This window comes from Mycobacterium fragae, from assembly GCF_002102185.1.
GTDB classification, from domain to species: domain Bacteria; phylum Actinomycetota; class Actinomycetes; order Mycobacteriales; family Mycobacteriaceae; genus Mycobacterium; species Mycobacterium fragae.
In genome coordinates, this window is record NZ_LQOW01000026.1 from 314,903 (window position 1) to 340,193 (window position 25,291).

The 25,291-nt window shown below is 64.3% G+C and carries 24 protein-coding genes; 18 read left to right on the forward strand and 6 right to left on the reverse strand.

The window, feature by feature from the left end; all coding sequences use genetic code 11:
* Positions 1-5 precede the first annotated feature (5 nt).
* The 13 genes from AWC06_RS16005 to AWC06_RS16065 all read left to right on the forward strand — a co-directional run bounded on the left by AWC06_RS16005 (position 6) and on the right by AWC06_RS16065 (position 14,384).
* Positions 6-1,343, forward strand: coding sequence for an LLM class flavin-dependent oxidoreductase (locus AWC06_RS16005; protein WP_085198955.1), 1,338 nt, complete (start codon positions 6-8; stop codon positions 1,341-1,343).
* A 3-nt stretch (positions 1,344-1,346) separates the two neighbouring features.
* On the forward strand, positions 1,347-2,177 hold the full coding sequence (locus tag AWC06_RS16010) for a coniferyl-alcohol dehydrogenase (protein WP_085199050.1): 831 nt from the start codon (positions 1,347-1,349) through the stop codon (positions 2,175-2,177).
* Entirely contained in the window at positions 2,165-3,154 is a 990-nt protein-coding gene (locus AWC06_RS16015; RefSeq protein ID WP_085198956.1) for a cyclase family protein, read from the forward strand. Before AWC06_RS16010 ends, AWC06_RS16015 begins: the two co-directional genes overlap by 13 nt.
* 12 nt (positions 3,155-3,166) lie before the next feature.
* On the forward strand, positions 3,167-3,751 hold the full coding sequence (locus AWC06_RS16020) for an NADPH-dependent FMN reductase (RefSeq protein ID WP_085198957.1): 585 nt from the start codon (positions 3,167-3,169) through the stop codon (positions 3,749-3,751).
* A 10-nt stretch (positions 3,752-3,761) separates the two neighbouring features.
* Complete coding sequence (locus AWC06_RS16025; RefSeq protein ID WP_085198958.1) at positions 3,762-4,580, forward strand: alpha/beta fold hydrolase; 819 nt, start codon at positions 3,762-3,764, stop codon at positions 4,578-4,580.
* 205 nt (positions 4,581-4,785) lie between these two features.
* Positions 4,786-5,502, forward strand: coding sequence for an MlaE family ABC transporter permease (locus tag AWC06_RS16030; RefSeq protein ID WP_139820087.1), 717 nt, complete (start codon positions 4,786-4,788; stop codon positions 5,500-5,502).
* Between the two features lies 1 nt (position 5,503).
* Entirely contained in the window at positions 5,504-6,382 is an 879-nt protein-coding gene (locus AWC06_RS16035; RefSeq protein ID WP_085198959.1) for an ABC transporter permease, read from the forward strand.
* 5 nt (positions 6,383-6,387) lie between these two features.
* Positions 6,388-7,614: an MCE family protein gene (locus AWC06_RS16040; RefSeq protein WP_085198960.1), complete on the forward strand. Its 1,227-nt coding sequence runs from the start codon at positions 6,388-6,390 to the stop codon at positions 7,612-7,614.
* Positions 7,611-8,651: a virulence factor Mce family protein gene (locus AWC06_RS16045; protein WP_085198961.1), complete on the forward strand. Its 1,041-nt coding sequence runs from the start codon at positions 7,611-7,613 to the stop codon at positions 8,649-8,651. The genes AWC06_RS16040 and AWC06_RS16045 overlap by 4 nt, the downstream gene beginning before the upstream one ends.
* On the forward strand, positions 8,648-10,198 hold the full coding sequence (locus AWC06_RS16050; protein WP_085198962.1) for an MCE family protein: 1,551 nt from the start codon (positions 8,648-8,650) through the stop codon (positions 10,196-10,198). The genes AWC06_RS16045 and AWC06_RS16050 overlap by 4 nt, the downstream gene beginning before the upstream one ends.
* Positions 10,195-11,721 (forward strand): virulence factor Mce family protein, encoded by a 1,527-nt coding sequence (locus AWC06_RS16055; RefSeq protein ID WP_085198963.1) that lies wholly within the window; start codon positions 10,195-10,197, stop codon positions 11,719-11,721. Before AWC06_RS16050 ends, AWC06_RS16055 begins: the two co-directional genes overlap by 4 nt.
* A complete protein-coding gene (locus AWC06_RS16060) occupies positions 11,718-12,830 on the forward strand; it encodes a virulence factor Mce family protein (protein ID WP_227371049.1) in 1,113 nt (370 codons plus the stop codon). Before AWC06_RS16055 ends, AWC06_RS16060 begins: the two co-directional genes overlap by 4 nt.
* Positions 12,831-14,384 carry a virulence factor Mce family protein gene (locus AWC06_RS16065; protein WP_085198965.1) on the forward strand — a complete coding sequence of 518 codons (1,554 nt, stop codon included), beginning with the start codon at positions 12,831-12,833 and terminating at the stop codon, positions 14,382-14,384. It abuts the gene before it with no gap.
* Between the two features lie 62 nt (positions 14,385-14,446).
* Here AWC06_RS16065 and AWC06_RS16070 read toward each other — a convergent pair whose 3' ends face one another.
* The 3 genes from AWC06_RS16070 to AWC06_RS16080 all read right to left on the reverse strand — a co-directional run bounded on the left by AWC06_RS16070 (position 14,447) and on the right by AWC06_RS16080 (position 17,010).
* Positions 14,447-15,337, reverse strand: coding sequence for a metal-dependent hydrolase (locus AWC06_RS16070; RefSeq protein WP_085198966.1), 891 nt, complete (start codon positions 15,335-15,337; stop codon positions 14,447-14,449).
* Positions 15,338-15,359: 22 nt separating this feature from the next.
* Positions 15,360-16,214, reverse strand: a complete 855-nt coding sequence (locus AWC06_RS16075; RefSeq protein ID WP_085198967.1) for a metal-dependent hydrolase — start codon at positions 16,212-16,214, stop codon at positions 15,360-15,362.
* Positions 16,215-16,317: 103 nt separating this feature from the next.
* Positions 16,318-17,010, reverse strand: a complete 693-nt coding sequence (locus AWC06_RS16080; RefSeq protein ID WP_139820076.1) for a TetR/AcrR family transcriptional regulator — start codon at positions 17,008-17,010, stop codon at positions 16,318-16,320.
* Between the two features lie 166 nt (positions 17,011-17,176).
* Here AWC06_RS16080 and pstS (AWC06_RS16085) point away from each other — a divergent pair, with 166 nt between their 5' ends.
* Complete coding sequence (gene pstS, locus AWC06_RS16085; protein WP_085198969.1) at positions 17,177-18,289, forward strand: phosphate ABC transporter substrate-binding protein PstS; 1,113 nt, start codon at positions 17,177-17,179, stop codon at positions 18,287-18,289.
* A 45-nt stretch (positions 18,290-18,334) separates the two neighbouring features.
* A complete protein-coding gene (locus tag AWC06_RS16090; protein ID WP_085198970.1) occupies positions 18,335-20,314 on the forward strand; it encodes a serine/threonine-protein kinase PknD in 1,980 nt (659 codons plus the stop codon).
* A 15-nt stretch (positions 20,315-20,329) separates the two neighbouring features.
* Here AWC06_RS16090 and pstA read toward each other — a convergent pair whose 3' ends face one another.
* The 3 genes from pstA to pstS (AWC06_RS16105) are packed head-to-tail and all read right to left on the reverse strand — an operon-like array spanning position 20,330 to position 23,382.
* Complete coding sequence (gene pstA, locus AWC06_RS16095; RefSeq protein WP_085198971.1) at positions 20,330-21,235, reverse strand: phosphate ABC transporter permease PstA; 906 nt, start codon at positions 21,233-21,235, stop codon at positions 20,330-20,332.
* A complete protein-coding gene (gene pstC, locus AWC06_RS16100; protein ID WP_085198972.1) occupies positions 21,232-22,206 on the reverse strand; it encodes a phosphate ABC transporter permease subunit PstC in 975 nt (324 codons plus the stop codon). The genes pstA and pstC overlap by 4 nt, the downstream gene beginning before the upstream one ends.
* A gap of 48 nt (positions 22,207-22,254) precedes the next feature.
* Positions 22,255-23,382 carry a phosphate ABC transporter substrate-binding protein PstS gene (gene pstS, locus AWC06_RS16105; protein WP_085199052.1) on the reverse strand — a complete coding sequence of 376 codons (1,128 nt, stop codon included), beginning with the start codon at positions 23,380-23,382 and terminating at the stop codon, positions 22,255-22,257.
* Positions 23,383-23,576: 194 nt separating this feature from the next.
* On the opposite strand from pstS (AWC06_RS16105), the gene AWC06_RS16110 reads away from it, so the two are divergent.
* The 3 genes from AWC06_RS16110 to AWC06_RS16120 are packed head-to-tail and all read left to right on the forward strand — an operon-like array spanning position 23,577 to position 25,291.
* Positions 23,577-24,392 (forward strand): SDR family oxidoreductase, encoded by an 816-nt coding sequence (locus AWC06_RS16110; protein WP_085198973.1) that lies wholly within the window; start codon positions 23,577-23,579, stop codon positions 24,390-24,392.
* Positions 24,393-24,437: 45 nt separating this feature from the next.
* The gene (locus AWC06_RS16115) at positions 24,438-25,100 is read left to right on the forward strand and encodes a TetR/AcrR family transcriptional regulator (protein WP_085198974.1); all 663 of its coding nucleotides are present in this window, start codon (positions 24,438-24,440) and stop codon (positions 25,098-25,100) included.
* Positions 25,097-25,291, forward strand: a complete 195-nt coding sequence (locus AWC06_RS16120; RefSeq protein WP_085198975.1) for a ferredoxin — start codon at positions 25,097-25,099, stop codon at positions 25,289-25,291. Before AWC06_RS16115 ends, AWC06_RS16120 begins: the two co-directional genes overlap by 4 nt.

Genomic DNA, 25,291 nt, shown 5'->3' on the forward strand with positions numbered 1-25,291 from the left:
CCGATATGAAAATTTCGCTCTTCTACGAATTTCCACTACCGCGCCCGTGGGCACCCGACGACGAGCACAAGCTTTTCCAGGACGGGCTGGACGAGGTCGAGCTGGCGGACAAGGCCGGCTTCTCCACAGTGTGGCTCACCGAGCACCACTTCCTCGAAGAGTACTGTCATTCCACCGCGCCCGAGATCTTCCTGGCGGCAGCGAGCCAGCGAACCAAGAACATTCGCCTCGGCTTCGGGATCATGCACCTGCCGCCGCCCGTCAACCACCCGGCCCGGGTCGCCGAACGCATCGCCACCCTCGACCTGCTCTCCAGCGGGCGGGTGGAATTCGGCACAGGTGAGTCGTCGTCGGTCGGTGAATTGGGCGGGTTCGGGATCGACCCCGCCGACAAGCGCACCATGTGGGAGGAAGCGTTGGAGGTCGCGATCCGCTGCATGATCGAAGAACCCTTTACCGGGTTCAAAGGCCGCCACGTCGAGATGCCGCCCCGCAACGTGGTTCCCAAGCCGCTGCAGAAGCCGCACCCGCCGGTATGGGTTGCCTGCACCCGGCCCGCCTCGGTGCAGATGGCGGCGCAGAAGTGCATCGGGGCGCTGAGTTTCGCTTACACCGGGCCGGGTCCGCTCACCGAACGCGTCAACGGCTACTACAAGGAACTGGAGGAACGCGGCGCGCCCGTGACGCCGCAGACCAATCCGAACATCCTGGCCATCGGCGGTGACCTGTCGATGATGGTCGCGCCGACCGACGAGCAGGCAGTCGAACGCATCGGGAAGGGCGGCGGATTCTTCGCGTTCGGAATCATGCACTACTACATGACCGGAATCCACACACCCGGGCGGACGGGCGTCTGGAAGCGATATCTCGAAGACATCGAGAAGGATCCGACGATCGCGTACGGGCCCGGCCGCGGGCCGATCGGCAGTCCGGCCACGGTTCGCGAGTTCCTGCGCGGCTACGAGGAGAGCGGGGTCGACGAGCTCATCTTGCTGCTCACCCCGCGCACCCACGAGGCGACGATGGAATCGATCGAGTTGATGGGTAAGCTCGTGCTTCCGGAATTCATCGAGCGCGACGAGAAGGCAAGGGCCGACAAGGCGAAGCGGCTCGAGCCGATCCTGGAAAAGGTCGAGGCGCGCCGGCCGGAATCCCAGGCCCCGGCTTTCGACGAGAGCTATGCCTTCGGCGGTCTGCCCACCGGTCGAGACCACTACACCGCGAACGAGGTGTCCTTGGCGATGGACGAGATGAACGCCGGGATCGAGCAGGCCGCGAAGAAACTCAAGGAAGAAGGATGGGCCAGCAGAAACCCGGATGCCGACAAGCCGAGAACCACATGAATGATGAGACAGATCGAGCAGCTGTGGCGATACGACGGGCGGCGAGCGGTGGTGACCGGATGCTCGTCGGGCATCGGCGCGCAGGTGGTGCAGCAGCTCAGCGCGCTCGGAGCCGACGTGGTCGGATTGGACCTGCGGGGCCCGAGTTTCGACCTCGCCGAGTTTCACGAGCTTGACCTTGCCGAACCCGCGTCAATCGACCGCGCGGTCGCGTCGATCGGCGATCGGGTCGATGCATTGTTCAATGTCGCCGGCGTCTCTTCGGGGATCGGTGATCCGCTGCGGGTGGTCACCATCAATTTCCTCGGCCTACGCCACCTCACCGAAGCGGTGACGCCCACGATGCCGGCCGGGTCCAGCGTGGTGAGCGTGTCCTCGCTCGCGGCCGCCTCCTACCGGGAACATCAAGCAGAAGTAGCCGGCCTGCTGTCTACGCAGACCATGGCCCAGGGGATAGATTGGTGTCGCGCTCATCCCGATGCACTGGCCGATGGGGGTTACCGATTGTCGAAAGAGGCCATCATCCTCTACACGATGAGGAAAACGGTGCCGTTGGGCGCCAAAGGTATTCGCATCAACTGCACCGGCCCGGGCGTGACCGAGACCCCGATCCTCGACCAGCTCCGTGACGCCTACGGCCAGCAGTATCTCGACGACATCCCCAAGCCGCTGGGCCGCAGCGCCGACCCCGCCGAGCAGGCAGCCGTCCTGACCTTCCTGAACAGCCAAGCCGCCAGCTACATCTCGGGCCAAATACTGTGGGTGGACGGCGGAAACGTGGGCGCGGCGATTGCCCGCGAGCTCGACGAAAGGCCGACGTCGTGGCCAGCATGACCGATTTTCGCCGGGTTGCGCGCGACGTCAGCAACTGGGGCCGCTGGGGCGACGACGACGAGCTGGGCACGCTGAATTTCATCTCGTCGGACAAGATCGCCGAAGCAGCCGGCCTGGTCAAGCACGGCAAGGTGTTTCCGCTTGGAGTGGACTTCGGCTCGTCGGGCCCTCAGGGCGCATTCCTATTCCGGCACAACCCGATTCACCTGATGACGGTGGACGGCGGCGACGTGAACGCGCTTGCTCGCTACGGGCCGGAGTGGGCCCGCAACCCGGCCGCAAAAGAACTCGGTAAATACTTCCAGGACAATCCATTCCGTTTCAACGACGACATGATCATCATGCCGCTCCAGGCCGCCACGCAATGGGATGCACTGTCCCACGTCTACTATGAAGACCAGCTCTACAACGGCTTCCCGGCGAGTTCGGTGTCCAGCCTAGGTGCCTTCCACTGCGGCATCGACAAGGTCGACGGCAAAGGCATCACCTCGCGCGGTGTGCTGCTGGACCTCGTTCGCCACCGCGGCGTGGACACCTTTCTGGAACTCGGCAACCCGATCACGCCGGGCGAACTCGACGACGTCGTTCGAGCTCAGGGCGTGACGGTCGGACGGGGCGACATCGTTTTGATCCGGACCGGCTGGTGGGCGCGGTTTCTGGCTACCGGCAACGGAGGTGAGCCGGGCTCGGGTTTGGACTGGCGGTGCGCCGCCTGGCTGCACGACCACGAGATCGCGGCGGTGGCCGCCGACAATCTCATGGTCGAAGACCCGATATCCGGGGTCGAGGGAACATTTTTGCCCATGCACCTGCTCTGTCTGCGGGACATGGGGTTGATGCTCGGCGAGTACTGGGATCTCACCGCACTGGCGGACGACTGTGCGGCCGATGGCATCTACGAGTTTCAGCTGGTCGCCCCTCCGCTCAGGGTTGTTGGTGCGGTGGGCTCTCCGGTGAATCCCATCGCAATCAAGTAGGGAAGGTCGATGATGTCGCAATCCAACGGGCCATTGGTCGTCGGTATCGGCGGCACCCTGAGGTCGAATTCGTCGACCGAACGCGCGCTGCGCCACTGCCTGGAAGCCGTTGAGCGCCAAGGTGGACGCACCAAACTGTATTGCGGCGAGGACATCGAGCTACCGATGTACAATCCGCACGATCCGGCCCGCACGGCCAAAGCAGTCGAGTTGATCAGCGCGTTGCGGCAGGCCGACGCTGTCGTCGTCGCGTCGCCCGGCTACCACGGCGGTGTCTCGGGGCTGGTGAAGAACGCACTGGATTACATCGAGGACATGCGTGACGATTCGCGGGTTTACCTCGACAACAAACCGTGGGGGTGCATCAGTTGCGCCTACGGGTGGCAGGCTGCGGTGGGCATACTGGACCAGCTCCGATCGATCGGTCATGCGCTGCGGGCCTGGCCCACTCCGCTTGGGGTGGCGATCAACTCGGCCGATCAGATCTGGGACGAGGCCGGCCAACTGACCGACGTGACCGTCACGAGTCAGCTTGACCTGCTGGCCTCGCAGGTGTTGACGTTCGCGCGATCAGCCCCGGGCCAGAGCGTCAGGTAGCTGCCGCCCGATGGAGATACGACGCAGGACCGCGGTGGTCGACGGGCTGGTCACCAGCTACCTGGAGTCCGGCGACGGCGAACCGGTGATTCTGCTGCACGGCGGGGAATTCGGGGCCAGCGCCGAAATCGGCTGGGAGCGCAACATCAACGCGCTCGCTGCGCACCATCGCGTGCTGGCCCCCGACATGCTGGGCTTCGGGCACTCGGCCAAAGTCATCGATTTCAACGACGGCCGCGGCATGCGGATCCGCCATGTCGCACGGTTTTGCGCCAAGCTGGGCATCGACTCAGCGCATTTCGTCGGCAACTCGATGGGCGCCATCATGTTGCTCACCGATGCCACGTCGGATTCGCCGGTGTTGCCGATGCGCAGCATGGTGGTCATCTGTGGCGGCGGTGAAATTCAGCGCAACCATCACATGGAGGCGCTGTACGAATACGACGCGACGATGCCGGCCATGCGCCGGATCGTCGAGGCGCTTTTCCATGCTCCGGACTATCCGGCAGACGACGACTATGTGCGGCGCCGCCACGAATCCGCCACGTTGCCCGGCGCGTGGGAGGCGGTCGCCGCGGCTCGCTTTCGCCGGCCCGGCGCCGCGCCGCCGCCCAACCCGTCGAGTAGCCGCGCGTACGAGCGCATCTCGGTCCCGACACTCGTGATCGAGGGCGCCTGCGACAAGCTTCTCCCACTCGGGTGGGCCAAGGAGATCGCCGACCAGATACCCGGCGGCCGGTCGGCTGTGGTCGAGGCAGCCGGGCACTGCCCCCAGATCGAGCAACCGTCGATAGTCAACGAGCTGCTGCTGGACTTCCTTCGTTTTTGACGTCCCCTGAGCCATCCGCCGCACTTTGAGGCGTGTCTCATTGGGATTAGTGTGAATTTTGTTACATAGTGTGGCACATGGGAAACATGTGTTCTCACATTTCGTGGTGCCCGACGCGGTGACGACGGCGACGCCGCCGCGGTTCACCGACTACGTCCGCGACCAACTCGAGCTTCCGCTGGCGTCGGTCGGCGGCTTTGCCCAGATGTGCGTACTGACCGGCAAGGCGCTGTTTCGGGTGCCATTCCACTGGCGCGAGGTCATCTTTCAGTCCTGGTTTCTCATGCGAGTCGCGTTGTTGCCGACGATCGCGGTGTCGATCCCGCTGACCGTGCTCATCGTCTTCACGCTCAACACCCTGCTGTCGGCCTTCGGCGCCGCCGACCTCTCCGGTGCCGGCGCGGCGTTGGGTGCCGTCACCCAGCTGGGGCCGCTGACCACGGTGCTGGTAATAGCCGGCGCCGGGTCGACGGCGATCTGTGCCGACCTGGGTGCGCGCACCATTCGCGAGGAGATCGACGCGATGGAAGTGCTCGGCATCGACCCGATTCAACGGCTGGTGGTGCCGCGAGTGGTCGCGGCAACCATCGTCGCCACGCTGCTGAACGGAACCGTGATCACCATCGGGCTGATCGGCGGGTTTTTCTTCGGCGTTCGCCTCCAAAACGTCTCGGGCGGCGCCTATCTCGCCACCCTGACCCTGGTCACCGGCCTGCCCGAGGTGGTAATTGCCGTGGTCAAGGCGGCGGTATTCGGAGTGATCGCCGGTTTGGTCGGCTGCTACCGCGGCCTGACCACCAAGGGCGGCCCGAAAGGCGTCGGCATCGCGGTCAACGAGACACTGGTGTTGTGCGTGATCGCGTTGTTCGCGGTCAACGTGGTGCTGACCACCATCGGCGTCCGGTTCGGGACGGGACGCTGACATGGCTAACGTTTCCGCCGCCGCGGTTATCAGGGCCCGCTACCCGCGCACCGTCGCCAACCTCGACCACTACGTCGGGGGCACCGCCCGGGCAGTGAACCAGGCCGGGCGGCTGACCCGGTTCGCGCTTGTCAGCGGTTGGTCGATCGGCTGGGCGCTGCGCCGTTATCGCCGGGAGACACTGCGGCTGATTGCCCAAATCGGCATGGGCACAGGCGCGATGGCTGTGGTCGGCGGCACCGCTTCGATCATAGGTTTCACCACGCTGTCCGGCGGCTCGCTGATCGCCATCCAGGGCTTCGCGTCGCTGGGCAACATCGGTGTCGAGGCGTTCACCGGATTTTTCGCCGCACTGGCCAACGTCCGCGTCGTCACGGCCGTCGTCACCGGCGTCGCCTTGGCGGCGACCGTAGGTGCCGGCGCCACAGCGGAATTGGGCGCCATGCGGATCAGCGAAGAGATCGACGCACTCGAGGTGATGGGCATCAAGTCGGTCGCGTTCCTGGTGTCCACCCGTCTGATGGCGGGGCTGGTGGTGGTCGTCCCGTTGTATGCGATGGCGCTCGTCATGTCCTTCCTGTCCGGGCAGACCGTCACAACGCTGTTCTACGGACAGTCGGTGGGCACCTACGAGCACTACTTCCAGACATTTCTGCGTACCGAGGATGTCTTCTGGTCGGGGGCGGAAGTCATTGTGATGGCGGTGATCGTGATGATCACCCACTGCTACTACGGGTACAACGCCAGCGGCGGTCCGGTCGGGGTAGGCGAGGCGGTCGGGCGATCGATGCGATTCTCGTTGGTGTCGACGGTGATCGTGGTTCTGCTGACCTCGCTTGCGCTCTACGGTGTCGATCCGAATTTCAATCTCACGGTGTAGCTGCCATGACGATTCCTCTGAGACAAGAGAAGGAACGCAGGCCGCGAACCTGGCCGGACACCGTCGCAGGTCTGGGGTTGTTGCTGGCGTGCGCTCTGGTGCTTGCGCTGACCTATTGGCAATTTCACGGCGACTTCACGCCCAAGACGCGGCTGACGATGCTGGCCGGGCGGGCGGGTCTGGTGATGGATCGCGGGTCAAAGGTCACCTTCAACGGCGTGAGCATCGGCCGGGTGGCCGACATTTCCGAGGTTGAGCACGACGGCAAGCCGGCCGCCAGGTTCACCCTCGACGTGGACCCGCAGTATGTGCGGCTGATCCCGGACAACGTGACCGCCAAAATTCAGGCGACGACCGTTTTCGGCAACAAGTACGTGTCATTCACATCGCCGAAAAACCCGTCACTGCAGCGGATCACACCCAAACACGTAATCGATGCGATTTCAACGACCACTGAATTCAATACATTGTTCGAGACGCTCACCCAGATCGCGGAGCACGTCGATCCGGTCAAGGTGAACCTGACACTCAGCGCAGCAGCACAGGCGTTGAGCGGATTGGGCGAGAAGTTCGGGGTGTCGATCGTCAACGGCAACGCGATCCTCGATGACGTGAATCAGCGGATGCCGACAATTCGCCACGACATTCAGCAGGTGGCCGCGCTGGCTGACATCTACGCGAATGACGCACCGGATCTCTTTGACGCCCTTGCTCATGCGGTCATCACCGCACGCACACTCAACCGCCAGCAGGCTGACGTGGATGCCGCATTGTTGGCGGCGATGGGCTTCGCCAACACGGCAGCAGACATCTTCACCCGCAGCAAGCCATATCTGGAACGCCTCACCGCCGATCTCGTGCCCACCGCGCGCCTACTCGATACCTACAGCCCCGAAATATTCTGCACACTACGCAACTTCGCCAAACTCGTCCCCAAGATCGCGGCGCTGGAGAGCGGCAACAGTTATTCTGCGCGACTTGGTGTTTCGATCACCGGCGCGGAAAACCCCTACGTCTATCCCGACAATCTGCCACGGGTAAACGGCCGCGGCGGACCTGGCGGCGCGCCGGGCTGCTGGCAACCGATCACCCGTGATCTGTGGCCCGCGCCGTATCTGGTGATGGACAGCGGCAACAGCATTGCGCCGTACAACCATTTCGAGCTCAGCCAGCCGCTCGCCACCGAATACATCTGGGGACGCCAGTACGGGGAGTACACGATCAACCCATGAAGATCAAGGGCACGGTTATTCGACTCGCTGCGATCGCGTCGGTGCAGCTGTTGTTCACCGCGGTCATCGTCATCGTTTTCGGCCAGGTGCGATTCGACCGAACGAACAGCTATTCCGCAGAGTTCAGCAATGCCAGCGGGTTACGGGCCGGCCAATTCGTGCGCGCGTCGGGCGTCGAGGTCGGCAAAGTCAAAAGCGTCGACCTGGTCGACGGGGACAAGCGGATCCGGGTCGAGTTCACCGTCGACCGATCGATACCGCTCTACCAGTCGACGAGCGCACTGATCCGCTATCAGGATCTGATCGGTAACCGTTATCTGGAACTCGATCGCGGCACGGGCGAGAACGCCGATCGGGTCCTTCCGCCCGGCGGGTTCATCCCGCTGTCGCGCACCCAGCCGGCGTTGGATCTCGACGCGCTGATCGGAGGCTTCAAGCCGTTGTTCCGGGCGCTGAATCCGGAGAAGGTCAACAGCATTGCCTCGGCGATCATCACGGTGTTTCAGGGCGAGGGCGGCACCATCAACGACATCCTCGACCAGACAGCGGAACTGACTGCGCATCTGTCCAAACGCGATGATGCCATCGGCGAGGTGATCACCAACTTGAACACCGTGTTGGACACCACGGTCCGACACCGAAAACAGTTCGACGCGACCGTCGACAATTTCGAGAAACTGATCACTGGATTGAAGAACCGGGCCGATCCGCTGGCGGCCGGCACCGCCCACATCAGCAACGCCGCGGGGACCGTCGCCGACCTGCTGGCCGACAACCGAGGCTTGCTGCACGACACCGTGAGCCGCCTGGAGACCATCGCGCAGCCACTCGTCGAACAGCGTGACCAGCTCGAGGACATGCTGGGGAAGCTGCCGGAAGCGTTCAATCGGATCGGTCGCGCCAGCGGTATCTACGGCGACTTTTTCAACTTCTATCTGTGTGACCTGTCGATCACGGTCAACGGGCTGCAACCGGGTGGGCCGGTGCGAACGGTTCGACTCTTCCAGCAGCCGACGGGGAGGTGCACGCGGCAATGAGAGCGCTGGAACCCGCCAACCGGGTGCGCACCGGGGCCTTGGCGATCGTCGTCGCGCTTCTGGTTGTCGGTGTGGGCCAAAGCTTCAGCAGTGTCCCGATGCTGTTCGCCACACCGAGCTACTACGGCCAGTTCTTGGACACCGGCGGCTTGAGCAAGAACGACAAGGTGCGAATCGCCGGCAAGGACGTCGGCATTGTGCAGGGCCTCAAAATCGACGGCAACCACATCGTGATCAAGTTCTCGACCGGCAGCCACACCATCGGCACCGAGAGCCGGCTGGCGATCAAGACCGAGACGATCCTGGGCAAGAAGGTGCTCGAGATCCAACCGCGGGGCACCGAGAAGCTGCGGCCCGGAGGCGTTTTGCCGCTTGGTCAAAGCACTACCCCGTATCAGATTTACGACGCGTTCTTCGACGTCACCAAGGCTGCCGGCGGCTGGGACATCGACACCGTCAAGCAGTCGCTGAATGTGTTGTCGCACACGATCGCTCAGACCTACCCCCACCTGAGCGCCGCGCTCGACGGGGTGGCCAAATTGTCCGACACCGTCGGCAAGCGCGATGAAGAGATCAGGCACCTGCTCACGCAGGCCAGGAAGGTGGCCGGCGTGCTGGGTGATCGCAGCAAGCAGATCAACGCGCTGCTGGTGAACACCCGGGCATTGCTCGCCGCGTTCAACCAGCGTGGGAGGGCCATCGAGGCGCTGCTGCGAAACGTCGCGGCGTTCTCAACCCAGGTGCAGGGGCTGATCAACGACAACCCCAACCTTCACCATCTGCTCGAGCAGCTGCGCACCGTCACCGACATTCTGGTCAAGCACAAAAACGATCTCGTCGCCGTGTTGACCACATTGCGGAACTACACCGCGGCGCTGAGCGAGGCGGTGGGCTCCGGGCCGTACTTCAAAGTGATGGTGGCCAACCTGCTGCCGTATCAGATTTTGCAGCCGTGGGTGGATGCGGCCTTCAAGAAGCGCGGGATCGACCCGGAGGACTTCTGGCGCAGCGCGGGGCTGCCGGCCTTCCGGTTCCCCGACCCCAACGGCACCCGCTTCCCCAACGGCGCGCCGCCGCCCGCGCCGCCGGTGCTGGAGGGCACCCCGGATCACCCGGGGCCCGCCGTGGCTCCCGGCTCACCCTGCTCGTACACCCCGCCGCCGGAGCTGATTCCGCGGCCGGGCAACCCGATGCCATGCGCGGGCGTCGACCAAGGGCAAGGCCCGTTCGGCGTCAACGGCCCGTATCCCCTGTTGCCCGATGTGCTTTCGTCACCGCCGAACCCGAACGGCCTGCCGCCGACCCCGGGCCTTCCGATCGCCGGGCGGCCGGGCGCACCGCCACCTGACCTGCCGGGCATCCCGGCGCCGCTGCCGCCGAATGCGCCGCCGGGAGCACGGACCGAGCATCTGGCACCGGCCGGCCCGACGCCACCGCCGTCGACATTCGCGCCCGGGCTGCCGCCCGGACCGCACGCACCACCCGGACCGGGGCCGCAACTGCCGGCACCGTACATCACACCGGATGGAACCGGAGGTAGCCGATGAGCACCATTTTCGATGTCCACAACGTGCGGTTGCCGAGGCTGTCGCGGGCGTCGGTCATCATCGGGTCACTGGTGTTGATAGCGGGTCTGGTCGCCGCATTCGCGGGCTGGCAGGTCTATCACCGGTTGACGAACACCACCGTGGTCGCCTACTTCCCGCAAGCCGACGCGCTGTATTCGGGGGACAAGGTCGAGATCATGGGCATCCGAGTGGGCGCGATCGACAAGATCGAGCCGGCCGGCGACCAGATGAAGGTGACCTTTCACTACCAGAGCCGGTACAAGGTTCCCGCCGACGCACAGGCAGTGATCCTCAACCCGACCCTGGTGGCGTCGCGGGCTATCCAACTCGTGCCGGCGTATGACGGCGGTCCGGTGCTGCGCAACAACGCGGTGATCCCGATCGAGCGCACCCAAGTGCCGGTGGAGTGGGACGACCTGCGTAACCAATTCACCAACATCATCGACAAACTCGGCCCGACACCGGAGCAGCCCAAGGGGCCATTCGGTGACATCATCGAATCGTTTGCCGACGGGCTCGCCGGTAAGGGCAAGCAGATCAACACCACGCTGGACAGCCTGTCTCAGGTCTTGACCACACTTGACGAGGGCCGTGGCGACTTCTTCGCCGTGCTGCGCAGCCTGGCGTTGTTTGTCAACGCATTACACCAAGACGACCAGCAGTTCGTCGCACTGAACAAGGACCTGGCCCGGTTCACGAATAGCTTGACCAGCTCAGATCAGTCGGCCGCCAACGCGATACAGCAGACCGAGAGCCTACTGAACACCGCCCGTACATTTTTGACTGAGAACCGTGACGTGCTGGCTCACGACATCAACAATCTCGGCGAGGCCACCACCGCGATCGTGCAACCGACCCCCAGGGATGGTTTGGAGACGGCGTTGCACATCCTGCCCACCATGGCCGCCAATGTGCTTGGAATCTATGAGCCGGCGCACGGCAGCCTGACCGGCGTGCCCGCGCTGGTCAACTTCGCCAACCCGATGCAGTTCATCTGCAGCACGATTCAGGCCGGCAGCCGGCTCGGGTATCAGGATTCCGCCGAACTGTGTGCGCAGTACCTGGCCCCGATACTTGATGCGATCAAGTTCAACTACGCGCCGTTCGGGATGAACCTCGTCAGCACCGCCGATACATTGCCCAAGAACATCGCCTACTCCGAGCCTCGTCTGCAGCCGCCGCCGGGATACAAGGACACTACCGTCCCCGGGATCTTCTCGCCGGATACCCCGTGGTCGCACCGCAACTCCGAGCCGGGCTGGATCGTCGCGCCGGGCATGCAAGGAGTCCGGGTTCAGCCGTTCACCGCGAACATGTTGACGCCAGATTCGTTGGCCGAGTTGATGGGTGGTCCGAACATCGCACCTCCGCCGCCGAGGCAGAACATGGCGGGGCCGCCGAATGCCTACGACGAGAACAATCCGCTGCCGCCGCCGTGGTACCCGCAGCCCCTGCCCTCACCGACCGCGGCGGCACCCGCACCGACAGGGGCCGGCTCGTGAAGCGGGCGCTGGCGCTGCTGGTGACGGTCGTCGTCCTGACGTCCTGCGGGAACTGGCGTGGTATCTCCAATGTGCCGCTACCCGGCGGACCCGGCAGCGGACCGGGCTCTTACACCATCTACGTGCAGATACCAAACACCCTGGCGCTCAACGGAAACAGCCGCGTTCTAGTGGCCGACGTCTTTGTCGGCACGGTGCGTGCGATCAACCTGAAAAACTGGGTCGCCACCTTGACGCTTGATCTGGACAAGGGCGTCCGGTTGCCGAAAAACGCCACCGCGAAGATCGGCCAGACCAGCCTGCTGGGTTCTCAGCATGTCGAACTGGCTGCACCACCGAACCCGTCACCGCAGCCGCTGGAGAACGGCGACACCATTCCGCTGAAGAATTCGTCGGCGTATCCCTCCATCGAGCAGACCTTGGCCAGCCTCGCCATGGTGTTGCGCGGCGGCGGGATTCCGAACCTCGAGGTGCTGCAGAACGAGGTCTACAAAATTCTGACCGGCCGGGCCCACCAGATTCGCGACTTCCTGCACAAGCTCGACACCTTTACCGGCAAGCTCAATCAGCAGCGCGGCGACGTGACCCGGGCCATCGATTCCACCAACCGACTGCTGGGCTATGTGGGCGGACGCGCGGACGTCCTTGACCGGGCGCTCACCGAATTCCCCCCACTGATCCGGCATTTCGAAGATCAACGTGATCTCTTCGCCGACACCGTCGATGCGGTGGGCCGGCTCAGCGACGTCGCCGGTCAGACGCTGTCGGCGGCCCGCGGCGACCTGCACCAGGATCTGCAGTCACTGCAGCGGCCGCTGAAGCAACTCGGCCTTGCCGCACCGTATTTGGTGGACGCACTGAAGCTGCTGCTCTCCCCGCCGTTCGATATCAACAGCGTGCCGAAGATTGTACGTGGCGACTACATCAACGTTTCCGGGTCGCTCGACCTCACCTTGAGCACCATCGACAATGCGGTCTTTTCCGGAACCGGCATCTCGGGGATGCTGCGTGCGCTCGAGCAGTCGTGGGGCCGCGATCCCGCAACCATGGTTCCCGACATCCGGTTCACACCCAACCCGGCCGACGCGCCGGTGGAGCGGGGCGAATAAATGCTGACGCGTTTTATCCGCTACCAGTTGGTCGTGTTCGCGATTCTGACGGCGACCGCGCTGATCGCCTTGGGCTGGTATTACCTGCGGATCCCAAGCAAAATCGGTATCGGCCAGTACACCCTGATCGCCGAGCTGCCGGCGTCGGGCGGTTTGTATCGCACGTCGAATGTGACCTATCGCGGGATCCAGATCGGCAAGGTCACCAAGGTCGAGCCGACAGTCAAGGGTGCCCGGGCCACGCTGTCAATCGACGATCGCTACCGCATCCCGATCGACGCCTCGGCCAATGTGCACTCGGTGTCGGCGGTCGGCGAGCAATACCTCGACCTGGTGTCCAAAGGCAATCCCGGACAGTTCTTCTCGCCCGGGCAAACCATCACCAAAGGCACCGTGCCCAGTGAGATCGGCCCGGCGCTCGATGCCGCCAACCGCGGCCTGGCGGTCCTGCCGAAAAACAAGATCGGGTCGCTGCTCGACGAGACCGCACAAGCGGTCGGCGGCCTGGGACCGGCGTTACAACGACTGGTCGACTCGACGCAGACGATCGTCGGCGACTTCAAGACCAACCTCTCCGACGTCGACGACGTCATCGCCAACTCCGCGCCGATTCTGGACAGCCAGGTCGACTCGAGCGATTCGATCGAAGTCTGGGCCCACAACCTGAACACCCTGACCGCGCAGATCTCCCAAAACGACCAGAGCGTGCAGAACATCCTGTCCAAAGCGGCGCCGACCGCCGATCAGGTCAACGAAGTGTTCAGCGACGTCCGCGAGTCGCTGCCGCAGACCATCGCGAACCTGGAGATCGTCGCCGACATGCTCAAGCGCTACAACACAGGCCTCGAACAGTTGATGGTGTTCCTGCCGGAGGTCGGGTCGATCGCGCAGAGCGCGATCGCGTCCTCCCCGGGTTCAGTGCTGATGGACTTCAACCTCTCGATCAACAGTCCGCCACCGTGTCTGACCGGATTTCTGCCGGCATCGCAGTGGCGCTCGCCGGCGGACACCAGCATGGCGCCGCTGCCCACCGGAACGTATTGCAAGATCCCCCAAGACACTCCGGCAAACGTCGTACGCGGAGCACGCAACCTGCCGTGCGTCGATGTCCCGGGCAAGCGTGCCGCGACCCCGGCGGAATGCCGCGACACCAAACCGTACGTTCCATTGGGCACCAACCCCTGGTACGGCGACCCCAACCAGATTCGCAACTGCCCCGCGCCCGGTGCGCGCTGCGACCAGCCGGTCAACGTCGGCGAGGTGATACCGGCTCCGTCGGTCAACAACGGGCTGAACCCGGCGCCCGCCGATCGGGTACCGGGAACGCCTCCTCCGGTCAGCGATCCGCTGCAGCGTCCGGGTTCGGGCACCGTGCAATGCAATGGGCAGCAGCCCAACCCGTGCGTCTACACTCCGGCAAGCCCGGCGGCGATCTACACGCCGTCCAGCGGTGAAGTGCTGGGCCCCGATGGCGTCAAGTACACACTTGGCAATTCGGGCAATATCGGCGACGACGGATGGAAGCAGATGCTCGCACCGACCGGCACGCGTTGAGATTGCGCTGAGGGCTGTGCTTGAACGGATTTCACGACCCTGCGCGCAATTTCAACAAATGCTTACTTGAGATGATCGACCAGAGTGCCGTCGGCGCCAAAGAGTTCCGCACGCCACTGCTCCAGAAGCGCTGTGGTGTCGATGTCGTCAGGGTGAAAGCCCGGTCTCATGTACTTGCGCAGATCCGCCATCACGCCTTTCAGCAGTGGCCCGCGAAACACTCCGATGGTCTGACGCCACACCGTGATCGGGTGCCAGCCGGAACGGTCCGTCATGATGGACAGCATCACGGCGACCGTGGCAACGGGGATGGTGAGCACGTAGGCCACCGCCATCACTGAAATGCGGATCCACTCCGGTCCGCCGACGGCGCGGTAGACGTCGAACGCCACCGACTTGTGTTCCAACTCCTCGATGGCATGCCAGTTGAGCAACTGGCGCACCTCGGGATCGCCTGGGATCGCCTGCATCTCGTCGGATAGCATGCGCTGCGCGAGCGTGGCGGTGTAGTGCTCGGCGGCCGCCGTCCCCGCCAAATGCAGATAGCCCGGCAACCGATTCTCTCCGCGCACGATCAGTTGGTGGCGCCTGCTGTCGTGGTCGAACATGAACAGGCGCACCATCGGATAGCCCATCGCCACCAATTGTTCGTTGAGCCGTCGGTGCTGTTGACCGTGTACCGACTCCTGGCCGATGAACCCGGCGACCCGCTTCTTCAGCACCGGGTCGGTCACATGGTCGGCAAAGCGGCGCACCGAGCGGATGAAACCCTCCTCACCGGGCGGAAAAATCGCCGACAGCAGCGCGGTCAGGTGGCTCAGCACGATGTCGCCCTCAACGAAGTGACGCTTCATCGGTAGCGGATCACCGAACCGAAACCGGATCCGTCGCACCGTGGGATAGGTGCTCGCCGAGACTGTTTCGCTCGTCCGTACCGGCTGTGCAGCTCCCATGACGATTCACTCCTTCGGTGGATTACTTCAGGTGGTCGACGAGAACGCCCTCGGAGCCGAAGAGTTCCGCTCGCCACTGCTCCAGCAGTGCTGTCGTGTCGATGTCGTCGGGATGAAAGCCTGGACGGAGGTATTTCGCGAGTTCGCGTGGCAACCCTTTGAAGAACGGGCCCCGATACAGCGCATACGCTTCGCGGGCTACCCGCACCGGCTGCCGGCGAGCTATCGGGTCGCGCGCCAGCGCAATGATCAAAAGGACGGTGGTCAGCGGAATCATCACGGCCATCATGACCGCCATCACGGTGATTCGGGTGCGCTCGGAACCGCCGACAGTCCGATAGACGTCGAACGCGACCGACTTGTGTTCCAGCTCTTCCAGGGCATGCCAATTCAGCAGGTTCCACACTTCCGCGTCACCCGGAATCGCTTGCACCTCAGGGCTGGACAACACCCGCTCGGCAAGCACTGCGGTGTAGTGCTCGGCGGCTGCGGTCATCGCCAAGTGTCTGCGGCCCCCCAGCCACCGCTCGAACCGCATCCGCTTTTCTTTCAAAGACTCCGAATCCCACCAGCCGATCGGGTAGCCCATTTGGATGAGCTTCTCGTTGAGCCGGCGATGTTCCTGGCCGTGCGTGGATTCCTGACCGATGAAGCCCGCGACCCGTTTCTTCAGCACCGGCTCTTCGATGCGGTCGGAGTATCGGTGGACCGATCGAATGAACGCCTCCTCGCCCGGCGGAAACGCGCCCGACAGCCCGGCCACATAGTGGCTGAACACGATGTCGTTGTTGACGAAGTACTTGCCGTAGCCACTGTCCTCGCCGAATCGGAAGCGGATCCGCCGCGTCTTGGGATAGTGCTGGTGCCCGTTCGTCATGACTGCGACGGCCTTCCTCGAACGTCCAGTATCTAGTACTACTAGTACTAGGTGCCTTGGGTCACAGTACCGCGGGCCGGCAAGAGCCCGCAAGAGTCGCCGACTAGTCCAGCTTCCGCAACTTTTCTTGGGGGTCCATGACCAGACCCCGCGCGGCCGCAGCCGCCGACAACGCACCCCACAGGAAGGTGGTCAGCTCCTCGACGAGCGCATCCTTGCTGATCGTCGGCTCGTTCAGCCAGCGCAGCACACCGAGCGCAACCCCGCCCAGCAACGCGTCGACAACATATTGGAGGTCGTCGCCGTCGGCGCCTCGCTCCCGGAGAATGCTCGCCACCACGTCGGTGGTCGCGTTGGCCAGTGGCCGACCGCCCTCGATCAGAGCCTCGGTCGAGCGGCGCTCGGTGAACTGGGAGCCGACCAAGAAGCGGAACAGATTCGGCCGCTCGTCGACCAGGTCGATATAAGTGGCCACGGCCGAGCGGACCAGCTCCAGCGCGGTACCGGCCTCGCTGAATCGAGGCACCACGCGCTCGAGCACCATGGCTTGCACGCGTTCGCCGACGGCGCTGAACAACGTGTCCTTGTCGGCGAAGAACCGGTAGAGCTTCGGCCGGGGGACGCCGGCGGTCCGCACCACATCGTCGATGGAAAGATCGGGGCCGTATTCCTCGATCGCGCGCAATGTCGCCTCGACCAACTCGGCGCGGACCGCAGCACGGTGCTCGCGCCAGCGATCTGCTCTGGCGTCGCCGGTCAATTCCGGCAAACGCCCACCAACGGCCTCAGTCGACACCAGCCAATGGTATCCACAGCCGTTGCCGCCCAGCGTGTACTCGGTTGACACGCGCCCACGCGCCGCGCCGTTCATCTGTCGTTCACCGCCGAAGTACCGGCTATTAACGGTAAGCTCGGCGTCCGGGTAGCCCAACAGCGACGCATCTGGTCTGCAGAGGAGTTCTGTGAAGTTCAACCGATCTCGCGCCGCGCTGGCCCTGCTGGTCGCCGGCGCGCTGGTGTTGTCGGCATGCGGTGGTAACTCGAAAAGTTCGTCGTCCGGATCAAGCGCCCCATCGGTACCGGTCAACTGCGGCGGCAAGAAGAAACTTCAGGCCGCCGGTTCGACCGCCCAGCAGAACGCAATTGAGCAATTCGTCTATGCCTACATCCGGGCGTGCCCCGGTTACACGTTGGACTACAACGCGAACGGCTCCGGCGCCGGGGTGGAGGCATTCGTCAGCAATGAAACCGATCTCGCGGGTTCCGACAAGCCGCTGGATCCGGCCAAGGGTCAAACCGACCGGGCGCGGGAGCGGTGCGGTTCACCGGCATGGGATCTGCCTGCCGTGTTCGGCCCAATCGCGGTCACCTACAACGTCAACGGCGTCAGTTCGCTGAACCTGGACGGGCCCACGACGGCAAAGATCTTCAACGGGGCGATCACGGTGTGGAACGACCCGGCCATCGCGGGGCTCAACAGCGGCACCAACCTGCCGTCAACCCCCATCAACGTCGTGTTCCGCAGCGACAAGTCCGGCACCACATACAACTTCCAGAAGTACCTCGATGCCGCGTCCAACGGTGCCTGGGGTAAGGGCACCGACGAGATGTTCGACGGCGGCGTCGGGCAGGGCGCCGCCGGAAATGAGGGGGTTTCGGCGGCGCTGAAGGCCACCGATGGGTCGATCGCTTACAACGAGTGGTCTTTCGCGGTGGGCCACCAGCTGGACATGGCGCAGATCATCACGTCGGCGGGTCCGGATCCGGTGACCATCACCACCGACTCGGTCGGCAAGACAATCGCCGGGGCCAAGTTCGCCGGGCAGGGCAATGACCTGGTGGTGGACACGTCGTCGTTCTACAAGCCGACCCAGACCGGTGCCTACCCGATCGTGCTGGCGACATATGAAATTGTCTGCTCGAAGTATCCGGATTCGGCGACCGGCACGGCCGTAAAAGCGTTCATGCAGGCCACAATCGGCGACGGCCAGCAAGGGCTGGACCAATACGGATACATTCCGATGCCGGCCTCGTTCCAATCGAAACTGGCGGCGGCGGTGAATGCTATCTCGTGACGAAAGCGGATTCGCGGTGATGGCCGGGGGAAGGGAGAGTCGACGGTGAGCGGCAGCAACCCGACTTCACGGGCAGGGACGCAGTTCGGGCCCTATCGGCTGCTGCGGCTACTGGGCCGCGGCGGGATGGGCGAGGTCTACGAGGCCGAGGACATGCGCAAGCGTCGGGTCGTCGCGTTGAAGCTGATCTCCCCGGAATTCTCCGGCAACCCGATGTTTCGCGCGCGGATGCAACGTGAGGCCGATGCCGCGGGGCGGCTGACCGATCCACACGTGGTGCCGATCCATGACTACGGCGAAATCGACGGGAAGCTGTATCTGGACATGCGGCTGATCGACGGCACCGACTTGTCCAGCCTGCTCAAACGCACCGGGCCGATGAGTCCGCCGCGGGCGGTGGCCATCGTGCGTCAGGTTGCCTCGGCACTGGACGCCGCGCACGCCATCGGCGTGACGCACCGCGACGTCAAACCGGAAAACATCATCGTCACCGCCGACGACTTCGCGTATCTGGTGGATTTCGGTATCGCCCGCGCCGCCACCGACCCGGGACTGACGCAGACCGGGACCGCGATGGGAACCTACAACTACATGGCCCCGGAGCGGTTTACCGCCGACGAGGTCACCTACCGCGCCGATATCTATTCGCTGGCGTGCGTGTTGGCTGAGTGTTTGACGGGGTCCCCGCCCTATCGGGCGAACAGCATCGAACGAGCGGTGGGCGCGCATCTGACGCAGCCTCCCCCGCGCCCCAGCGAGCTGCGACCGGGGCGGGTTCCGCCGGCGCTGGACCAGGTGATCGCCAAGGGCATGGCCAAAAACCCCGACGAGCGCTACCGCAGCGCCGGCGAGCTGGCCGACGCCGCACACGATGCGCTGACCGCGCCCGAGCAGGATCAGTCCGCGAAGATTTTGGCGCAAAGCGAGGACGCCGCCGCCGCCGAGACGATGGCTCGTCCGGTCGGCTCGGCCAGCGGTCCGCAGAACTGGGGCCCGCCGCCGCCCGGAGGCGTGCCGGGAGGCACCGGTGGCTGGGCCAGCCAACCTCAGTACTCCGCTGGGCCTCCCGGGCCACCGAGCTATAGCCACCCCGCCCGCGTACCGCAGCCCGATTTCACATCGGGTGCCCCCGAGCGCCGCAGCAACCGCAAGTGGTGGATCATCGCGGCGGCGGTCGTGGTGCTGCTCGTCGCCATCTTCGGATACCTGGTGCGGCCCCACCACCCATCCGGGGGGACCCAGGAGGCGTGCGGCCAAAACGTGCTGCCGTTCAACGGGCTCAACTTCCGTCTCTCCCCGGGCGGGGTGGCGGTGAACAGCGCCGGCGACGTGTTCGTCACCAACCAGGGCATGTACGGGCGGGTGGTCAAGTTGGCGCCCGGGTCGAGCACCCCGACGGTGCTGCCGTTCACCGGCCTGTACCAGCCTCAGGATGTGGCGGTCGACTCCGCAGGCACCGTCTACGTCACCGACTTCAACCACAGGGTCGTGACGTTGCCCGCCGGGTCGAACAACCAGAGCGAGCTTCCGTTCACCGGCCTGAGTTATCCCGAGGGCGTCGTGGTGGACAGCGCCGGCAGCGTGTATGTCGCCGACCGGGGCAACAGCCGCGTGCTGAAGCTGCCGCAAGGGGCGAAGGACGCGATAGTGCTGCCGTTCACCGACCTCAAAAACCCGGATGGCGTTGCGGTCGACAGCGCCGGCAACGTCTTCGTCACCGACACCGACAACAACCGGGTGGTGAAGTTGGAGGCCGGGTCCAACACCCAGACCGTGGTGCCGTTCACCGGCCTCAGCGTGCCCTGGGGTATAGCGGTCGACGGTTCCGGCAACCTCTACGTCAGTGAACACGACAGCAGCCAGGTGCTGAAGCTGCCCGCGGGGTCCAGCACCCCGACGCCACTACCACTCACCGGGCTCAACACCCCGTTGCAGCTGGCGGTGGACAACTCCGGGAATGTCTATGTCGCCGACCGCGGCAACAACAGGGTGATCAAGCTCCTCGTCGCGGGATGCCCCAAGTAGGGCATTCGTCCTTCGTTACCGCCGACCGGCGGCAAGGATGCGAATCGCTGCTGCGGCAAGCAGATTGGCACCGGCAACCACGATGATAAGGGTCAGCGCCGCGCCCCAGACGCGCAGGAAGCCGGCGTGTTCGGGATTGTTGAGTTCGGTGTAGATCAACAGCGGCAGCGTCGCCATGTTGCCGTTGAAGATGTCGTAGTTGATGGAGCGGCTGTACCCGACGAGCACCAGCACCGGGGCGGTTTCGCCGACGATGCGCGCGATCGACAAGAAGATACCGGAGATGATGCCGGGCATCGCCGTCGGGATGACGATCCGCAGGATCGTTTTCCATTTCGGAATCCCCAACGCATAGCTGGCTTCTCGTAGTTCGTCTGGGACCAGCTTGAGCATCTCCTCGGTGGAGCGCACCACGATCGGCAACATCAACAACACCAATGCCAGCGACACCGCGAAGCCGCTCTGGTCGAATCCCAAAGTCGCGATCCACAGGGCGAACACGAACAGCGTCGCCACGATAGAGGGCACTCCCGCCAGCACATCGACCATGAAGGTCGTCACCCGCGCCAGCCGATCAGAACCATACTCCGCCAAGTAGATAGCCGTCATCAATCCCAGCGGCACAGCCAATAGGGTGGCCACCCCGGCCTGCACCAGCGTTCCGTACAGCGCGTGGTACACCCCGCCGGCAAACTGCTCCGGCAGGACGCCTCGCAGCGAATGGGTCCACCATCCTGGCTGGACGATCGCGTACCAACCTCGTTTGATCACCACCCATAGCAGCCAGACCAGCGGAACCAGGGCGATGACGAACGAAGTGAGGAAAAGCATTGTCGCAACCTGGTTTTTGATCCGCCGCCGCAGGCTGATGTGGCGAAACGTTCCCACTTTGAGCGGCTCGTTGAGCGTGGTAGCACTCATCCGTTGACCTTTCCGCCAGCGATCGCCCGTGCGGCCGCATTGACGACAAACGTCATGACGAACAGCACAAAGCCCGCGGAAATATAGGCCCCGGTCGGCAGTGCCTCGGTGAATTCGTTGGCGGCGGAGGCGATCTTGGAGGCGAAGGTGTAACCGCCGTCGAACAGTGACCAGTTCCCGGGACGCGCGGCGGCTCTCAAAATGATCAGCATCGCCACGGTTTCACCCAGGGCGCGGCCCAAACCGAGCATCGACGCCGCGACGATGCCGCTACGACCGAACGGCAGCACGGTCATCCGCACGACTTCCCACTTCGTCGCGCCGAGGGCCTGCGCGGCCTCCATCTGTATGACGGGCGTCTGCCGGAACACTTCTCGCGACACCGAGGAGACGATCGGCAGGATCATCACCGCGAGCACCACCCCGGCGGTGAAGATGTTGCCGCCACCGACCATCGACACGTTGCCGTTCTTGAACAGAAACAACCAATTCGCGTGGTGGTTGAGAAACGTTGCGAGCGGCTCCAGTTTGGGCGCCAGCACGAAGATGCCCCACAACCCGAAGATGATCGAGGGCACAGCGGCGAGCAGATCGACCATCACACCGAACGGACGCGACAACTGCGCCGGAGCGTATTGGGTGAGAAACACCGCGATCCCCACCGCGACCGGCACCGCCAACACCAACGCGAACACCGAACTCAGCACCGTGACCATCAGCAGATCGCGGATACCGAACGCCAGGTGCTCGGCGTCCGTGGTATCGAATTGGGCGCTGGTCAAGAAGTTGACGTGGTCCGCGCGCAGGGACGGGATGGCGCGCACCAAAAGGAACACCGCGATCAGCACAATCGCCGTCACGATCGTCGAACCGGCAGCGGCGGCGATCAACTTGAACAGTCGATCCGCCCGCCGTGCCCTGCCGGTATCGGTCGACGTTGGCGCCCGCCTTATCCGCGTCCGATCACCCATGCCGGCAACGGTAACGCGGCCGGATGTGGTGCCACACGCGACCTCGGATCACGCGATGGCGTTGACCGCGGTCGACAACCTCGACTTGAAGGAGTCGGGGATCGGGACGTATCCGTTGTCCGCCAAGCCGTTCTGGCCGGCGCCGATGGTGGACTGCAGGAACGCCTTCACCGCTGTACCGACCTGAGGGTCGGGGTACTTCGAGCAGACGATCTCATAGGTCGCCAGCACGATCGGGTATGCGCCGGCCTGCGTGGGCTTGTAGAACGACATCGTGTCCAGCACAAGGTCGTTGCCCTGCCCCTTGATGGTGGCGCCGGCAATCGTCTTACCGACCGAGTCTGCGCTGATCGCCACCGGCTGCGGTGCCGCGGGTGTGACGATGTGAGCCATGTTCAACTTCCGCTGCTGGGCGAACGACCATTCGTTGTAGGTGACCGCGCCGTCGGTGTTCTGGATGGCCGCCGACGTGCCTTCGTTGCCCGAAGCGCCCTCGCCGACACCGCCGTTGAACGTCTTGCCGGTGCCCTTGCCCCAGGCCCCGTCCGAGGCGGCGTCGAGATATTTCTGGAAGTTGTCCGTGGTTCCCGACTGGTCGCTGCGGAATACCACGTGAATGGGCGTCGGTGGCAGGTTGGTGCCCGCGTTGAGCGCCGCGATCGCCGGGTCATTCCATGTGGTGATGGCGCCGTTGAAGATCTTCGCCGCGGTCGGCCCGTCCAGGTTCAACGTGCTCACGCCTTTGACGTTGTAGGTGACCGCTATCGGGCCGAACACCACCGGCAAATTCCAGGCCGGCGATCCGCAGCGTTGCTGCGCCTTGGCGGCCTCGTCGGAGCTCAGCGGCACATCCGAGCCTCCGAAATCGGTTTGGTTGCCGACGAATTCATTGATCCCGGCGCCGGAACCGTTGGCCGTGTAATTGAGGGTCTGGCCGGAACACGCCTGTTCGAAGGCGTTGACGAAACGGGCCATCGCGTTGGCTTGCGCGGTCGAGCCGCTGGCCTTCAGCGTCTTCTTTCCGCCACAGCTCACCTTCGCCGCAGACGACGAACCGGGGGGCGCGCCTTGCACCGTGGTGTTGTTGGTCGTGTTGGTGTTATTGCCGCACGCGGACAGCACCAGGGCTCCGGTGGCCAGGACCCCCAGCGCGGCGCCAAATCCGTTGAGCTTCAAATCGGTTCCTTTGAACAAGATCAACTCCTTTGCACACTTGCGTCCGGTTGCTGGAGGCCAACCCCGCATGAGCTCACAGGCAACACACAGCCTCACCGTGTTCGAACGTAGCACCAAGCATTCCCGGTTCGGGAGCGATCACACCTAAATCAAGCACTTGACTTAACCATGTTCGCGCCGATTAACTCTTCGATGTGGTCAACGAACTGACCGGCAAAGTCGCGATCGTCACCGGCGGCGCATCGGGCATCGGCGCGGGCATCGTCGCGAAGTTCATCGCGGAGGGCGCACGTGTGGTCATCGCCGACGTCGAGCGCGAGCGCGGCGAAGAGTTTGCTGCCGAGTTGGGCGCCGATGCCGCCTTTAAGTTGACCGACGTCGCCGACCCGGAGCAGGTCAGCGCAGTCGTTGGCCACGCCGTCGAGACGTTCGGCGCCCTCAATGTGATGGTCAACAACGCCGGGGTTTCCAGCAGGATGCATCGCAGCTTCCTCGATGACGACCTCGTCGACTTCCACCGGGTGATGGCGGTCAACGTGTTGGGCGTGATGGCCGGTACTCGTGACGCCGCCCGGCAGATGGCCGGGCGCGGCGGCGGGTCGATCATCAACGTCTCGTCGATTGGCGGCATCCTCGCCGGCGGCGGGGTGATGACCTACCGCGCGTCCAAGGCCGCGGTCATCCAGTTCACCAAATCGGCGGCAATCGAACTGGCGCACTACGACATTCGGGTCAACTGCATCGCACCAGGCAGCATCCCGACACCGCTGCTGGCCTCGTCGGCCTCGGAGAAGAGCGCCACCGAGCTCCAACGATTCGAGCAGACGATCCGCGAGCAGATGCGCGCCGACCGGCCGCTGCAGCGCGAGGGCACTCCCGACGACGTCGCCGAGGCGGCGCTGTATCTGGCCGGCGACCGCTCCCGGTATGTGACCGGGACGGTTTTGCCGATCGATGGTGGAACCTCCGCCGGAAAGCCGATCCGCCGCCGCAGCGAGCGCAAAGATTAAATCAATCACTTGACTTAATTCGTCGGACGGGGTTGACTGGCGCAGGTGACTACCGCGAGGACCGCGCGCAGCGAGCGGGCCAGCACAACGCAGGAGGCGATACTCGCCGCCGCCGAGCGGCTGTTCGCCGAGCATGGAGTGTTCGCGGTATCAAACCGGCAGGTCAGTGAGGCCGCCGGCCAGGGGAACAACGCCGCCGTCGGCTACCACTTCGGCACCAAGACCGATCTGGTGCGGGCAATCGAGCAGAAGCATCGGGTACCGATCGAGCGGCTGCGTGAGCAGATGGTGGCCGAACTCGGCGATGCCCCCGACATGCGGGACTGGGTGGCATGCCTGGTGCGTCCGCTCACCGACCACCTCGCCGCGCTCGGCAACCCCACCTGGTATGCGCGCTTTGCCGCGCAGGCCATGACCGATCCCGCCTACCACAACATCGTCGTCAAAGACGCGCTCAGCTCACCATCGCTGGTGCAGGTGATCGACGGGATCAACCGTTGTCTTCCCGATCTGCCGATCGACGTTCGGGTGGAACGCAACTTGATGGCCCGGAACCTGTTGATGCACACCTGCGCCGACCGTGAGCGCGCACTCGCCAGCGGTGCATCCGTCCCCCGCTCGTCCTGGCAGGCCGCCGGGTCAGGGCTGATCGACGCGATCGTGGGACTATGGCTGGCGCCGGTCACGAAAGAGAAGAAGTTGCGATGAAAGTGACTGTGGACCAAGACAAATGCGCCTCGTCCGGAAACTGCGTGATGAACGCTCCGGAGATCTTCGACCAGCGCGACGACGACGGCGTCGTTGTCCTGCGCAGCGAGAACCCCCCGGCCGATCAGGCTGAAAACGCCCGCAAGGCCGCCGCGGCCTGCCCCGCGCTGGCCATCCATATCGAGGAGTGA